This window comes from Paenibacillus sp. YIM B09110, assembly GCF_037167145.1.
GTDB lineage: Bacteria > Bacillota > Bacilli > Paenibacillales > Paenibacillaceae > Pristimantibacillus.
Genome location: NZ_JBANSP010000013.1, coordinates 1 through 15,613, shown reverse-complemented (window position 1 = coordinate 15,613; position 15,613 = coordinate 1). Strand labels below are relative to the sequence as shown.

Below are 15,613 nucleotides of genomic sequence, written 5' to 3'. Positions count from 1 at the left end.
ATTAGCTGTTACGCATAATAATCGATTCCAGCGTATTGGCAACATCCTCGCAGTAGTCGGTCGTTTGTTCCAACATTTCGTAAATCTCTTTGCGCTTCATGAGCTCAATCGGATCCTTCACATTGGTGAACAGGCTCTTAATGCATACACGAAGCAAGTCGTCGGCTTGGTTCTCAAGCTCGTTCAGAGCGATATTCGGTTCGCGGATTGCCAGCAGCTTCTTCTCGGTAAGAAGGTAGATTGCTTTCTTGATTTGGTGCGCGGAGCGAACGAGGATATCGCCGAACAACGTTATGTACTCATCCTTCTCGCGAATATTGTACATTTCGAAACGGGATGCGCAAGCTTCAATGCCGTCAAGCACGTCGTCAAGCGAAGTCGTAAGCGCCATAATGTCGTCGCGTTCGATCGGGGTAATGAACGTTTTGTTCAGTTCCTTCAATATCGTATGCACGTACTTGTCGCACTTGCTTTCGTATTCCTTCATTGTTTTGGCGAATGCCGTAACGTCTGACAGATCAGAAACGCCTTTCGAGAAAAACTCCACTGCTTCGACTAACGCGTCTGCCATTTCTTCAAACGTCTTAAAGAAAATGTCTTTTTTCTTGAACATCGTAATCCCCTTTACCCGACTTGATGTTTGTTTAGACTTAAGACTTATACACTGTCAAGCCCACAATATCTTAACATAGTTTAGCCGACAATTGTTAAGAGAATGTAAACATTGGTGAAAAGTTTAAAAGTTTTCATTTCCGACACAAAAACAGCGGAATCCCCACAAGAGGACCCCGCTGTTCCATAACCGCAGCTCATAGATCCACACTTGTAACTACAGTGTTTCCCATGAACTAATTTTGTACCCATGTGACATGCTCAGCGAATGTAGGATTGTTGGGCACGATGTGAAAAAAGGTTTTCCCCGGTACAAAAGGAAGCTCCGTACCGTTCTTCACAATTCGAAGCATGCCGTCTGGAGCGCTTACCCATTCCGCTTCGATTGCCTTGCCCTGCTGGAACAATATAGCCGAGCCGCCCCGATCCAGATCGACCGCCAAACGCCCCTCGTTGTCGAGCGTCTTATGGTCAGCGCCAAGAACGACCAAATTAGAAGCTGCCAGCTGCTGATCATTATTCAAATCGATATGCGGCTTGTCGTTAATCGACCTTCGGTAAAGCCCGCTCGTCGAATCATATTCATAACCAACCTTATAATTCTGCATCATGAACGTAATCGCGATACTTGCAGCCGGAACGCCTGTCTCCGTCGAACCTTTCTCCGCGAACGTATAGGTCGGTACGGTCACATCCGTGCTGTATCCCTTCTTGTCTGCGCCTTCCCGCAGCTTCTCCAGGTTCGTATACAGGTTATGCGGAGCTTTGCGCTCCTTGCTTCGCCAGAAGTAGCCTCCCGCATTCGATATTTCGTCCAAATACGGTTTCTTCTGCCGTTGCAGAATGGCATAACCATCCGTACTTGCTCCCGCATGCGCGAGCACGCCTCCGAAGCTCTCGCCAATATGAATTAAATACGGACGAATGCTGCGTACAGGTCCGATCGTAGTCGTTGCTGCGTCTGTGCTTTGAAAAATAGCGATCAAGCGAGTAATACCGCCTTCTGCCAGCACCTCATAGACAACGTCGGCATTCGTAAGCCCTGACTGCGGGCGTGCAGCCGCAAAGTTATTGATCATAACGGCGATCGGCCGCGCCTTCACTTCCTGCTCCATAGGGATGCCTGTTAATGAGGCCGTAAAGCCAAGCGGCTTCGGCTCTTCAGTCGGCATATCCGTTACGATCGGCGCATCTGTTCCTGCCGTCGCTTCCGGATCCGCTACTGCGTTATTGCTGCCTCCGCATGCTGTTGCAAGAAGAATAAGCGCAAGCGCAGCTGCCTTGGCTGCGGCTCCCGTTCCTGTTTTCAATCGACGTTTCTTGTTCATGGGCACCATCCTTTACGAAGCGATTAAAGGGATGAATTCGTTTACACCTTTCTTCCATTTAATCACAAAACAACCCGCTTGTCCCGACAAAATATGCTATCCCTCGGTTAAAAAATCCATAAATTGCACATCTTATCTCTATCTCCCTAATGAGGATGAGGTGATTTCATGAACAGAGGGAGCGGCTTAATCAGCATATGGCTGTCATTCTCGATCCTGCTGCTAAGCGCGGGACTGGTCAGCCATGTCATGTCCATACCGCTGCTGCTAGGCGCAGCCCAGCGGGACGCTTGGGTAGCCGTGCTAGTAGCGGCACCGTTCTTCCTTCTATGGCTCGTCCTGCTGTTCGTCGTCTTGAAGCAGCTCCGGGGCGAGCGCATCCCGGATTGGATCGCCAGACACTTCGGCCGCATTCCGGCATGGATCTTCCGTTTGTCCGCTTTTATCATCTTATTCCTATCGGGCACGTATACGCTCCACGATACGTCGATGTGGACCGTCGTTACCTATATGCAGCAGACGCCCGTGCAAGCGATCATACTGATCGCCATTGTCACATCCGTGCTAGCTGCGTACGGCGGACTGCGTACGATCGCGATGACAAGCAGCGTCCTGCTGCCTGTCGTTATTCTGCTCGGCTATTTTGTCGCGACGGCGAATACGAAGTATAAAGATCTCAGCCTGCTGTTTCCCATTCTGGAGAGAGGCTGGCAGCCCGTCTGGCAGGGAGCCTTCTTCGCGCTCGGGGGGCTGCTGGAGCTATGGATTCTAATGCTCTTCCAGCACCAGCTAAGGAATAAGTTGCGACTGTGGCAGCTGATCCTGCTTGGACTATTCATGATTACGATGTCCATCGGGCCGACGATCGGCGCCATCACCGAATTCGGACCGATCGAAGCAGCCAAGCAGCGTCACACCGCCTTCGACCAGTGGAAGATCGTCAATATCGGCAAGCTGCTGCAGCATGTCGACTTTCTCTCTATCTATCAATGGCTGTGCGGTTCCTTCGCCCGCGTCTCCATTGCGCTTTACTTAATGACCGACATGCTAGACGTCCGCAAGCCTCGTTCGCGGTTCATTACGTTAGTTGTCCTCGCCGCGGTCATGACGGTGATTGCCATGCATTTGTGGAGAGACGATCAGACGCTCGATTATTTGATGCAAATCCATTTTCCGATAACGGTCATCTTTGTCGTATCCGTTACCGTTCTGCTCGCCCTAGCCGTGCTCTATCGCCGCAGTCGAAAGGAGTCCTCTACCGATGAAGCATCAAAAGCAAAAGCAGCAAAATGACGAGCTGCAGCCGCCTGAATATTTCGACGAGCATATACTGCGCAATTGGTTCGTGAACTGCGATGATGTCATCATTCAGACGAATCAATTCGGTGCGGCCGGATCGTCGGTGCAAGCGGTATTCATCTACTGCAGCGGGATGACGGAGACGAAAATCATCAACGACGTCATTCTGCCCGAGCTTCATAAGGTATTCAAGGAAACCGGCTTTCAGCGTCGGGAAACGATGAATCATAACGCCGATCTGCAATGGGATGTGCTCTATTCTCCGAACCTGAAGACGACCCGCAGCACGATCAGCTCCTATGTATTCGAAGGCCATCTGCTCTTCTGCTTGCCGAATATCCAGACGATATGGACGATCGATATCGCGAACTTCCCAAGCCGCATGCCATCCGAATCGGCAACTGAAGTGTCGATCCGCGGACCGAAGGACGGTTTCGTCGAGCAGTTGACGACCAATATCGCGCTGATCCGGAAGCGGCTTCGCACCTATACGTTAGCCTGCGAGTACACCCAGTTAGGAGAACGAACGCTAACGAAGACGGCGCTGCTCTATGTTTCCGATATCGCGAACCCGGAAATGATTAAGGAAGTGAAGGACAAGCTTACGAACATTCACGTCGAGAAGCTTGTTACGACCGGCCACTTGGAGGATTTGTTATCGGGCTCGCCGATCGTCCTGTTCCCGCCTACGCATTATACGGGCAGACCCGACTTTGCCGTGGAATGTCTGCTTAACGGCCGATTCATTATTTTCGTAGACGGCAACCCGACCGCCATCATCGCGCCAAGCAATTTATTTTTGCTCATGAAATCGCCAGAAGATGCCTATTTCCCCTTTCTATCCGTCAATGTGGGACGCATCCTGCGATTTTTCGGGTTTATTACGACGATTTTCCTGCCGGGCTTCTACATCTCGCTCACAGCGTTCCATATCGATCAAGTCCCTTTCCCGCTGCTCGCGACCATTACGTCAGGCCGTCACGGGCTGCCGATGGAGTCCGGTCTGGAAATGTTCTTCATCATGGTCATGATGGAGCTGTTCCGCGAAGCCGGCGTGCGACTGCCAAGCTCGATCGGACAGACGCTTACCGTCGTAGGCGGTCTTATCATCGGCGATGCCGCGATACGGGCAGGCTTGATATCGCCGCTAATGATCGTCGTAACCGCCATTACCGTCGTTTCCGGCGCAACGCTCGTCAATCAATCGCTCACGAGCTCGATGATCCTGGTTCGGTTCGCCTCCTTCACGCTGGCCGCGACATTCGGCATGTACGGCTTCATAACGTCAATCATATTGTTCGTCATTTATTTAAGCACGGTCACATCATTCGGCGTTCCTTATCTCGCGCCGGCAGCGCCGCTGGATTTCAAGGAAATGCTGAAGTCGCTGTTCAAATGGCCGTTCATGATGAACAGGCGCAGACCCGAGTACCTGCATACTCAGGACCCTTCGAAAACAGGAAAAAAACGTTGAATTCCATCACCAGCCGGCTTCGACTCTTCCTGGCGCCGCTGCTTGTCCTATGCCTTTGCTTGCCGATATCCGGCTGCTGGAGCGCTGTTGAGCTTCAAAGCGTCAGCTACGTCAAGGCTATAGGCCTTGATTATAAGGACAATCAGTTCATCCTCTATGCGCAGCTGCTCGACTTCTCCAATATCGCCAAGTCCGATGCAGGCGGCAAGGCGAATCAGGATGCGCGAGTATGGGTAGGCAAGGGAAGAGGCAGGACGCTGAATGCCGCGGCCAACGATCTGTATAAGACGGCTCAAATGCCCCTTTCTTGGGGACATGTATCGGCAATCGTCATTTCGGAAACCGTGCTTAAGCACGTTGGCATCAAGTTCGTCGAGATGGTGAATCGTTTTCCCGAAGTTCGCTACAACACCTGGGTATACGGCACGCAAAGCTCGATCGAGGACATCTTGTCGACCAACTCCTTCTTCAAGCTCTCGCCGCTTACGACCATTCTTCACGATCCTCAGAACAACTATCAACAATACTCGTTCATGCCGCCCGTGCTCCTCTTCAAATATTTGGCTTCGTTCAACGAGCCAGCGCGAACAACTTCTCTGCCTTGCATTGCCATCAACAGCACGCAGTGGAAGGAAAATGAAACCCCGCAGCCCATGCTTACGGTAAACGGGGCGTACTTCGAATACGGAGACAATATTAACGGATTCCTGTCGCGCCAAAGTCTGCTTGGATATCGATGGATGCTGAAGAGCACGAATCGCTCGCCGTTAACGCTGGAGAAGGATGGAGAGGTCTACGGACAACTCTCTGCGGGCAGGCCGAAAATCAAGATAAAGACAATCATTAAAGGCGACGAGGTCCGCTTCCATATCTCCGTCCGATTGCTGGCGGCCTTGTACGAGTACTTGGAGCCGCTGTCGAATCAGGAACTGGTAGCCATCGCTTCGGAGATCGTTAAGAAACAAATCATGGACACCTACACGGCAGGCGTCGACATCAATGTGGATGTATTCCAGCTCGGGCAACATCTCTACAAGAAAGATCAGAAGCTGTGGCAGAAGCTGACGAACAAAGGCCAAAGGCTGGCCATCGATAAACAATCTATCGAGAAGCTGGACGTCAACGTCGTCATCCCGTACTTCGGCAAGTATAAGCGGCTGCAGTAAGTTTATGCGAATAGGATGGGGAATCCATCCTATTCTGTCCACAGCCCCGCCGACTCCCACCACTAGCGTCGCTCTCACCATCCATAAGCTGCATTTCCCATCCTATTGTCACTCAAGTAATCGATGTTTGTGCGAATAGGATGGACAATCCATCCTATTCTGTCCACAGCCCCGCCCGCTCCCGCCACTAGCATCGTACTCACCATCCATAAGCTGCGTTTCCCATCATATTTCCCTCAAGTAACCGATGTTTGTGCGAATAGGATGGACTTCACATCCTATCCGGTCCACAGCCCCGCCGACTCCCACCACTATCCCGTTCTCACCATCCATAAGCTGCATTTTCCATCATATTTCCCTCAAGTAATCGATGTTTGTGCGAATAGGATGGACTCCCCATCCTATTCTGTCTAGAAATAAAAGAAACCGAGCTCCCTATCACTCTCGGGAACTCGGTCCATCTGCTTAAATGCTCCAGTGATGCCAATCCTGCTGCTGGCGGTCGAGACCGCTCAGCCAATCGGATGTTACGCGGATCGCTTCCTCTTGATGGCTGCGGCTGGAGTACGTATGATTTGCTTGAAAAATAATTTCTTTGTCGCATAATCCTTCGCTGCGCGTCCAAAACACCTTCTGGTACAGGAAGCTGTAATCGACCGGAATGAGCTCGTCGCTCGTTCCGTGAACGAGCAGCACTTCGCCGCTGAACTTTGTCGCCGCTTGGAACGGCTGATGCTGGAGCAGCGATTCGTAGAACACCTTCTGCAGCGTGTAGCCGTTATAGTCGGAGCTGCCCGACGTGACCGCTTCATCATAGCTGCTTCTACCGACGATACGAACGATATCGTTGAACGGATAGGCTACCGGAGACCATAGGACAAGCCGCTTAACACGGCGATCCCTCACGGCTGTCATAATCGCTATCGCTCCGCCTAGGCTATGGCCCAGCAGCACGATCCGGCGCGGATCTACAGAATCCATGCTCGTAATATAATCGATCGCTGTGCGCGTCTGGTCGATCATCGATTCGAAGCCGAGCGCTCCGTAATCGCCTCCGCTCTCGCCGCAGCCTCCATAGTCGAATCGCAGCACATAGGAACCTTGCGCCGCCAGAGCGCGAGCCGCCTTAACGAACAGCCGATCGACACCGATCCGGCTGCCAATGAATCCGTGGCATATTATTATCGCTTGCTTCTTCTCCGAATCCTTATGACTTCCGTCAGTCGGATAATGAAGCGTTGCGGTGAGCTCAAGCCCGTCATGACGCAAAGTGATCTGTTTTTCCATGCCGACTACCTCCTGATGATCCATATATAATAATTCCTACCCGTATACTATGAATTAAGTTAAACTTATATTAGCATCCGATTCGGTTACTGTCAAATGCGAATATTCAAGTCATGGAATCATGAGTATGTATTACTAATTTTCAATTACTCAGGAAATACTATGCATGGGAGTATGAGGGTTGGAGTGTACTTTTACCGGCTAAGAAACAGAAATGCGAGGAGGTGCATGGGCATGCCGCTATGGCTCGAATGGTTGGACAATCATTGGCTTCCGGTTCTGCTGACCATAGGCGTTGTTATTGCAATCGTCTACGTGATCGCCCACCGGAAGCTGTTGTTCTATAAAGAATAGTTCTATTCGCGTATAAGCGGCAAGCGGATCGTCACGATCGTCCCTGCTCCGCGTTCGCTGTCGATCGTAAGCTGACCATCGTGCAATTCGATGATTTCTTTGCAGATGGCAAGGCCGAGCCCGGAACCGCCTTGGCCCGTTTGGGCCTTATAAAAGTTCTCCGTCACATGCGGCAGATCCTCCGCGTCGATGCCGCAGCCCGTGTCGGCTACCGTAACCTGCGCATACTCCTCCGTTGCGGTCGTCGATATGCGAATCGAACCGCCGGCCGGCGTGAACTTGAACGCGTTGTCGATAAGATTAATAATAACCTGCTTGAGCCGGTTGGCATCGCCGTGAACGACAAGCGGGCTTTTGCCGTATTCGGCCATCAGCCTGACGCCTGTCTGTCCTTTGCGAACGGCTAGCTGATGCACGGTCTCCTTGACGGGCCCGTTCATATCCAGCACCTCCGTATGGAGATCCATCGTCCGTGCCGACAGCTTGGAGAAATCGAGCAGGTCTTCAACCAGTCCGGATAAACGCTCCGTCTCCCGGCTAATGATCGACATCCCCATTTTGAATTCCTCATCGTCCGCAGGATCGCCTTCCTTCAGCGTCTCGCTCCAACCCTTAATTGAAGTCAGCGGCGTGCGAAGCTCATGTGAGATCGAAGAAATGAAGTTGTTCTTCAGCTTCTCCCGCTTGTTAAGCTCCACAACCATGGAATTAAACGTTTCCGCAAGCTGGCCGATCTCGTCGTCGCTTCTCTTCGTTGCTCTGCGCGTCCAATCTCCCTCCGCCATGTATCTCGCAACACGCGTCAGCTCGCGAATCGGCTTCACGATACGTTGAGCTAGAAACAAACTCAGCCCTAGGAAAAGCAAAATGACAGCCGTACCGACAGCAGCGGCCATACGAATAAGCAGGCTTACCATCGCATCGACCTGTTCGAGCGAAGCCGAATATCGCAGCAACGAGACGACGCGCATGTCGTTCCACAGCGGAATCGTGACGGACATGACCCGCTCGCCGTAATAAGGGTCAACCCCGCGCCAGCTTCCTGTCGTACCGGAGATTGCCGCCTTCACATCGCCCGTCGTATAACGGATATTTTCGGAGAAGCCGTCTGAATCGATACGAATTTGGCCCGTGCTGTCTAGCAGCTGCAGTCTTGTCCCGCCTTCGATCATATATTGCAGCATATAATCCGCTTGGTCCTGAACCCCTAGCGAGGAGAGGGAACGGCCATGCAGCGTAAGCGCCGTCTCCGCCCGCTGCTTCACCGAGCTCTGCGCGCTGCCGTAATAATAGTTCCACATCAGCGCTGCGAACGTCGTGCCAAGCACGGTAACGACAAGTACGATTAGCAGCAAAAAGCTCCAAACCATCCGCGATTTGACGCTTCTCATGGCCTAGCGCCCCGTTTCCACCGATACCCGAAGCCCCATACCGTCTCAATGAACGATGGCTCGGACGGATTGCTCTCGATTTTCTGCCGGATGCGGCGAATGTTGACGTCCACGACCTTCAGATCGCCCACATAGTACCGGCCCCATACTTCGCTCAAAATATGATCGCGGCTCACGCTCGCCCCCTCGCGCTCCATGAGCAATCGAACCAGCGTCCACTCGGTAGGCGTGAGGATGATCTCGCGATCCTCCTTCCATAGCTTGCGCTCAGGTATGGACAGAACGAAAGGCGGAATACGAACTTCAAGCGCCGGAGCAGCTGCCGCTGCGGGAGCTTGCCCAAGGTCATAGCTGCCGCTAAAGCTTTGATTGGACACTTGCACGGCCTTGAGCAAATCCTCCGACTCGCCTGCCTTGTCCCCGCCGCCTTGCACAGTTGAATCGATCGAGCCGACCGGTTCGGAACTCATCCTCCTGTACAGCGACTTAATCCGCGCGATAAGCTCGCCGGGGCTGAACGGCTTCTGAACGTAATCGTCCGCACCTAGCTCCAAGCCGTGTATTTTATCCTCTTCCTGCGACTTTGCCGTTAACATAATAATACCCATGCGGGGATAATTCGCACGAAGCTGCTCGCATACTTCGAAGCCGCTAATCGTCGGAAGCATCACGTCCAGCAAGGCGATGTCGAAAGGCCCTTCCGTACCCGCAAGCTCAAGCGCAGCTTCGCCCGTCTCCGCCTCCGTCACCTCCATCTCATTGCGCTTCAAGTTAATGCGCACAAATCCGCGGATCGATTCCTCATCCTCCAGCAACAATATTCGCATAGGTCACCGCCTGCTTCTGTTCTATTAATCATTGCGAATCGTCAGATAGGAAGCCATCTGATCTTCTATCTTCAGCATTTCGTTGAACTCGTTCTTGTCTGCGTCATTCCACTCTTGCGGCGCTTCCTTAACGAAGGAAACGGCGAACACGTTGCCGCTGTCCGCGAACAAATGGTGATACGATTTCTGCTCATCTTTCCAGATAGTCTCCAGCGCATCCCAATCCTTCTTCGGTACTGCGTACAAGGTGGCAAGCTCTGCCTTCCCGTTACCCGAGCTGTCGATGACATCGATCGTCACGATACTATAAGGATCGCTCTGCGACTTGCGCAGCGTATACTTGCCCGACCATTGCTCGGGAATCCGCATCGTCAGTCCATAGTTTGAATCTGTGAACTCCTCCATGACGGGTGCGAAGCTGGACTGCCCATCCCATTGCACCCAGTCGTTGATCCATACGGCATCTACGTAAGGCACGCCAAGCTCGTCCGGCGCTTCTCTCACCAAAGCCAGCTCAATAATCCCGTCTCCATTCACGTCGCCGCTCTTCGTCGGCTTGCCGCTAATGCCATATGCCGGATCATCAGGGGCAGGATACACGAGCCTTAGCCCTCTTTTCTCCCACACATACATGGCGGTGAATGTTCCGTGCGCGCCTGTCGAGGCTTCCAGCACAACCCCGTTAAGCCTTGGCGATACTTGCCCGATAAGCAGTCTCTCGTACGTGTTGACTTCGTTGAACAGGCTTTGTTCGACGATTGCATGCAACGCGTTATTGTTCCAGTTGTAGATCGTTAATTGAAACGCGGGCAGCTCCTTCTCCCGGTTCGTATGCGTCTCCGAAATAATGGCTAGCTCCGGCAGTCCGTCTCCGTTCATATCGCCAGTCTCTGCATAGGAATAAGGCAGCGAATCAAGCGGCTTCAATACAAGATTGCCGCGTTCATTGCGCTCCGTCTTCCCGTGAAAAGAATATATCTCCAGCACGTTCGGACTCTCGAAAGCGCCCGTCCAACCGACGAGCAGCTCCAACTTGCCGTCACGGTCTAGATCGATAATATCGAGCCAAGCGATCTGCCTAGCCATCGGCTGTTCCACTCCGACCCACGACTTCCATTTACCGTCTGTCTGCTTAAGCACCAGCAGCTCCGGCGTACTGTATTCATTGTAAAAGGTGACGACCGCTTCCTTCACGCCGTCGCCATCCACGTCCAGGATGCGGATCGCCTCCATGTTCTTCTCTCTTAGCGGCAGCGTCAGCTTGCTATAGTCAGGGAGCTCCTTCTCGATCGCTTGCAGCAGCACCTGCTTGTCCGCCGCGATCTTCGGCTTCTGCAGCAAATCCGCAGGGGCCGCCGTGTAGCGGCAACCTGCGGATAAGATAAGGATGAACAGGGCGACGCTGAGAAGGCCGCCTATTCGTATCATATTTCCGTACAGGACGGATCGTTGCGGTGAGCGAGCGACTTTCAATTGCTATAGCCTCCTCCAGTTGCGTTGCAGCGGATTATGGCAGTTCATCTATCGTAGCGAACGTATAACCCATCTCCGTTAGTTCATCTATAATTCCAGGGAGCGCCTCCACCGTATTCGCGATGTGCTTGCCTCCAAAAGAATGCATTAATATTATACCACCGGGCTTTGCTTCCGTTCGAATCATTTCTTGCATATCGGCTACCGAAGTCCCCGCCCAATCGCGCGTATCGATATTCCAACCGATCATGTGACGGCCCGTATTTTTAACGATATCCTTAAGCGTATCCGACACCGCTCCGTACGGAGCGCGGAACAAGACTGGCGTGAAGCCTACGGCATCCTTAATCAGTTTATCGCTATCGTTAATCTCCTTCAAAATCGCATCCTTGCTCAGCTTGGACAAGTCTTTATGATTGTACGTATGATTGCCGATCTCATGGCCTTCTTTCACAATTCGCTTCAACACTTCCGGACTTTTGTTCACTTGGAGACCAACGACGAAGAACGTCGCTTTCACTCCTTTTTCTTTCAGGATATCCAATATGGCCGGCGTATAACGCTTGTCCGGACCATCGTCGAAGGTTAACGCGATAACCTTCTGCTCTTCTTTGTCAGGCTCGGCTGTTGCCGTACCCTCTGGAACAATCTCGATCGGAACGTTCCCGCTGAGGTCTTCGCTGCCTTCATCCTGCACTAAAATAATTTCCCCCGGCTTAACGCCGCTGAGATCCAGACCAAGATCGGAGTATACTCCATCCGTCTTCTGCTCTTCCCCATCTGCCGCGACAGCCGTCAGATCGAGAGTTTGGCTGACTGCGCAGCCGCTGCCCCATACCATCACTGCCACCAGCAGCAGCATAACCAGCCATCCCTTATAACGCTTGAACTCCCTTGTCATTTCGCTCACCTTCTACTCCCCGCTTATAACTCTATCGTAGCGGAATGGTAGTTTAAGAGAGTTACAAAATAGTAACACCTTTCGCGCATAAATGACATTTTCTCTAAAAAGAAAAAGCCCCCGTCATCGGCGCTTTATCAGCGTTTTCGACAACAGGGACTTATATGGCTTTCGGCTTCTTAACGAAGCGCTTTAGCTGCAATATCGGTACGGCTTTGCTTGCCTTCAAAATCAATCACGCTGACCGCCTCGTAAGCGCGTGCGCGAGCTTCGGCAATGTCTTTACCACGGCCTACGACGCCAAGCACGCGTCCGCCGTTCGTTACGAATTGGCCGTCCTTCGATGCTGTGCCGGCATGGAACACAAGCGCGCCTTGCGCTTCTGCTTCCGCAAGACCCGTAATGACGCGGCCCTTCGGATACGATGCCGGATAACCTTCGGATGCGATAACGACGCAGACAGCTGCCTCGTCATCCCATTCGATATCGAGATCGCCAAGTCTGCCGTTCAGCGAAGCGAGTACGATGTCGACAAGATCCGTTTTCAGACGCGGCAATACGACCTGTGTCTCCGGATCGCCCATGCGAGCGTTGAACTCGATCGTTTTCGGACCGTCCTTCGTGATCATAAGGCCTGCGAACAGGACGCCGCGGAACGGACGGCCTTCGCTAACCATTGCTTTTGCCGTAGGGATAATGATGTTCGTGATCGACTCGTCGATAATCGCTTGGTCGATATGCGGAAGCGGCGTATATGTGCCCATGCCGCCCGTGTTCGGTCCTTTGTCCCCGTCGAAAATCGGCTTATGATCCTGTGCAGGCACCATAGCGCGAACCGTCTCGCCGTCAACGAACGCTAGAATCGACATTTCTTGTCCTTCGAGGAATTCCTCGATGACGATTTGGTTGCCCGCATCGCCGAACACTTTGTCGACCATCGCTTCGCGAAGCGCCTTTTCCGCTTCTTCAAGCGTTGCTGCAACCGTTACGCCTTTGCCAGCTGCAAGGCCGTCGGCCTTAATGACGATCGGAGTCGACTGCTCACGCAAGTAAGCCAGCGCCGATTCGTAATTGGTGAACGTCTCGTATTTGGCAGTTGGGATGTTGTATTTTTTGAGCAGGTTTTTCATGAAGATTTTGCTGCCTTCGATTTCAGCCGCGTTTTTGCGAGGTCCGTAAGTCGGGATACCCTCTGCTTCGAAAGCATCTACGATACCGTCCGCAAGCGGATCGTCAGGTCCGATAAAGACGAGGTCGATCGACGCTTCCTTTGCGAAGCGCGTAAGCTCCGCGAATTCGCTAACCGCGATCGGCACGCATTCCGCAAGCTGTGCGATACCCGCATTGCCCGGCGCGCAGAACACTTCCTTTACTTTCTCGCTTTTCTTGAGCGCCCAGACGATCGTATGCTCCCGTCCGCCGCTGCCAACAACCAATATACGCATGTTGTTTATCCCCCTATAAGTTGATGCTGTTTTGAAAAAAAAGAGCACAACAGTGAGATTTGCCTCACTCGGAAGTGAGGCCCCTCATACCTATCTATTACGCAGGCTGTCGTGCTCCATATGGTTCATTCGTTCGTTTTAGTGTTTGAAGTGGCGAACGCCAGTGAATACCATCGCGATACCGGCTGCGTTAGCCGCTGCGATTGATTCCTTGTCCTTGATCGATCCGCCTGGCTGGATGATCGCCGTGATGCCTGCTTTCGCGGCAAGCTCAACCGTGTCGCCCATTGGGAAGAATGCATCGGATGCAAGTGCCGCTCCTTTTGCTTTCTCGCCGGCTTGCTCGATCGCAATGCGAGCTGCGCCTACGCGGTTCATTTGACCAGCGCCTACGCCTACTGTCATATCGTCCTTCGCAAGAAGAATCGCGTTCGACTTCACATGCTTAACGACTTTCCAGCCGAACAGCAATTGCTTCAGTTCTTCAGCCGTCGGCTTGCGGTCTGTAACGAATTGCAGATCGGCTTCCGCCAAGCTGTGCACGTCGCTCTCTTGAACAAGCATGCCGCCAGCTACCGAAGTCACGATCCATTCCGGCTTGCGCTCTGCTGCGGCTGTAAGTCCGCCAAGCTTCATAAGACGGATGTTTTTCTTCTTCGTCAGAATATCGAGCGCTTCCGGCGTGAAGTCTGGCGCGATAATGATTTCAAGGAAAATGCTGCCGAGCAATTCAGCCGTGTCAGCGCCGATTGTACGGTTAGCCGCCACGATGCCGCCGAAGATCGACGTTGGATCAGCCGCATAGGCTTTCTCGTACGCTTCGTGAATCGTTGCGCCGATACCTACGCCGCAAGGGTTCATATGCTTAACGGCAACGACTGCCGGCTCGTCGAACTCTTTAAGAATGCCAAGCGCCGCGTTCGCGTCGCTGATGTTGTTGTAGGAAAGCTCTTTGCCGTGCAATTGCTCAGCTGTGGAGATATTGCCTGCAGCAGCAAGCGGCTTGCTGTAGAAAGCAGCCTTTTGATGAGGATTCTCGCCGTAACGAAGATCTTGTACCTTCTCGTAAGTAACCGTGTACGATTCAGGAAGCGGCTCGCCCATTTGCTTCGAGAGGTAATCGGAGATGAGGGAGTCGTATGCAGCTGTGTGACGGAACACTTTGGCAGCTAGACGTTTGCGCGTTTCGAGTGTTGTGTCGCCTTGCGCTTTCACTTCTTCTAGGATCGTGCCGTAGTCGCCAGCGTCGACAACAACCGTTACGAAAGCATGGTTCTTAGCTGCGGAACGAAGCATCGTTGGGCCGCCGATATCGATGTTCTCGATAGCGTCCTCGTACGAAACGTCCGGCTTAGCGATTGTTTCTTTGAACGGGTAGAGGTTAACGATAACGAGATCGATGTAGTCGAGACCAAGCTCTTTCATCGCTTTCTGATGCTCTTCGTCATCGCGAACGGCGAGCAGACCGCTATGTACGGCCGGGTGCAGCGTCTTTACGCGTCCGTCGAGAATCTCAGGGAAGCCCGTTACATCGGAAATGCCGATAACCGGTACGCCTTCCTTCTGAAGCAGGCTGAACGTTCCCCCTGTCGAAATAATTTGTACGCCTTGCTGCGCCAGCTCACGGGAAAACTCCACGATGCCGGTCTTATCCGAAACACTAATTAACGCTCTGCGAATAGCCACGCCAAATTCCTCCTCATCTATATGGAACAACAATTGCTTGTCTTCTTACTCGGCTGCTACGACATAGCGCTAATTTCTATCGCTATTTCGTTCAAACTAACCTTAGTTTGTGGAATAGAGCTACTTTCTAGCTCTAATCGCCAGCGCTGACGCCGTTTGAGCTCAGTTCCGCCGAAGTCCCAGGAAATAGCGCTAATTTCTATCGCTATTTCGTTCAAACTAACCTTAGTTTGTGGAATAGAGCTACTTTCTAGCTCTATTCGCCAGCGCCGTCACCGTTTGAGCTCAGTTCCGCCGAAGTCCCAGGAAATAGCGCTAATTTCTATCGCTATTTCATTCAAACTAACCTTAGTTTGTGGAATAGAGCTAC

Annotated in this window: 12 protein-coding genes; 3 read left to right on the top strand and 9 right to left on the bottom strand. The window is 52.4% G+C overall.

All coding sequences use genetic code 11. From position 1 onward, the window contains the following. Position 1: 1 nt before the first annotated feature. Both V8F51_RS19085 and V8F51_RS19080 read right to left on the bottom strand, forming a co-directional pair. On the bottom strand, positions 2 to 613 hold the full coding sequence (locus tag V8F51_RS19085) for a DUF47 domain-containing protein (protein ID WP_337101979.1): 612 nt from the start codon (positions 611 to 613) through the stop codon (positions 2 to 4). Positions 614 to 848: 235 nt separating this feature from the next. Beyond that, positions 849 to 1,940: a DUF3048 domain-containing protein gene (locus tag V8F51_RS19080; protein WP_337101978.1), complete on the bottom strand. Its 1,092-nt coding sequence runs from the start codon at positions 1,938 to 1,940 to the stop codon at positions 849 to 851. A 168-nt stretch (positions 1,941 to 2,108) separates the two neighbouring features. Between V8F51_RS19080 and V8F51_RS19075 the strand changes: the two genes are divergently transcribed. From V8F51_RS19075 to V8F51_RS19065, 3 genes are read left to right on the top strand one after another with little or no spacing between them, the layout of a single operon-like run. Continuing rightward, positions 2,109 to 3,233 (top strand): GerAB/ArcD/ProY family transporter, encoded by a 1,125-nt coding sequence (locus V8F51_RS19075; RefSeq protein WP_337101977.1) that lies wholly within the window; start codon positions 2,109 to 2,111, stop codon positions 3,231 to 3,233. Further along, positions 3,202 to 4,713 (top strand): spore germination protein, encoded by a 1,512-nt coding sequence (locus tag V8F51_RS19070; RefSeq protein WP_337101976.1) that lies wholly within the window; start codon positions 3,202 to 3,204, stop codon positions 4,711 to 4,713. Before V8F51_RS19075 ends, V8F51_RS19070 begins: the two co-directional genes overlap by 32 nt. Then, the gene (locus V8F51_RS19065; RefSeq protein ID WP_337101975.1) at positions 4,710 to 5,879 is read left to right on the top strand and encodes a Ger(x)C family spore germination protein; all 1,170 of its coding nucleotides are present in this window, start codon (positions 4,710 to 4,712) and stop codon (positions 5,877 to 5,879) included. The genes V8F51_RS19070 and V8F51_RS19065 overlap by 4 nt, the downstream gene beginning before the upstream one ends. A gap of 465 nt (positions 5,880 to 6,344) precedes the next feature. Here the strand turns inward: V8F51_RS19065 and V8F51_RS19060 are convergent, their stop codons facing one another. The 7 genes from V8F51_RS19060 to purH form a co-directional block, all read right to left on the bottom strand. Continuing rightward, complete coding sequence (locus tag V8F51_RS19060; protein ID WP_337101974.1) at positions 6,345 to 7,166, bottom strand: alpha/beta hydrolase; 822 nt, start codon at positions 7,164 to 7,166, stop codon at positions 6,345 to 6,347. 356 nt (positions 7,167 to 7,522) lie between these two features. After that, positions 7,523 to 8,911, bottom strand: a complete 1,389-nt coding sequence (locus V8F51_RS19055; RefSeq protein WP_337101972.1) for a sensor histidine kinase — start codon at positions 8,909 to 8,911, stop codon at positions 7,523 to 7,525. Further along, a complete protein-coding gene (locus tag V8F51_RS19050; RefSeq protein ID WP_337101971.1) occupies positions 8,908 to 9,738 on the bottom strand; it encodes a response regulator transcription factor in 831 nt (276 codons plus the stop codon). The genes V8F51_RS19055 and V8F51_RS19050 overlap by 4 nt, the downstream gene beginning before the upstream one ends. Positions 9,739 to 9,762: 24 nt before the next feature. After that, on the bottom strand, positions 9,763 to 11,211 hold the full coding sequence (locus V8F51_RS19045; protein WP_337101970.1) for an FG-GAP repeat domain-containing protein: 1,449 nt from the start codon (positions 11,209 to 11,211) through the stop codon (positions 9,763 to 9,765). A gap of 34 nt (positions 11,212 to 11,245) precedes the next feature. Beyond that, positions 11,246 to 12,112 (bottom strand): polysaccharide deacetylase family protein, encoded by an 867-nt coding sequence (locus V8F51_RS19040; protein WP_337101969.1) that lies wholly within the window; start codon positions 12,110 to 12,112, stop codon positions 11,246 to 11,248. Between the two features lie 179 nt (positions 12,113 to 12,291). Beyond that, a complete protein-coding gene (gene purD / locus V8F51_RS19035) occupies positions 12,292 to 13,557 on the bottom strand; it encodes a phosphoribosylamine--glycine ligase (protein ID WP_337101968.1) in 1,266 nt (421 codons plus the stop codon). A gap of 138 nt (positions 13,558 to 13,695) precedes the next feature. Further along, entirely contained in the window at positions 13,696 to 15,243 is a 1,548-nt protein-coding gene (gene purH / locus V8F51_RS19030; RefSeq protein ID WP_337101967.1) for a bifunctional phosphoribosylaminoimidazolecarboxamide formyltransferase/IMP cyclohydrolase, read from the bottom strand. Between the last annotated feature and the right edge of the window lie 370 nt (positions 15,244 to 15,613).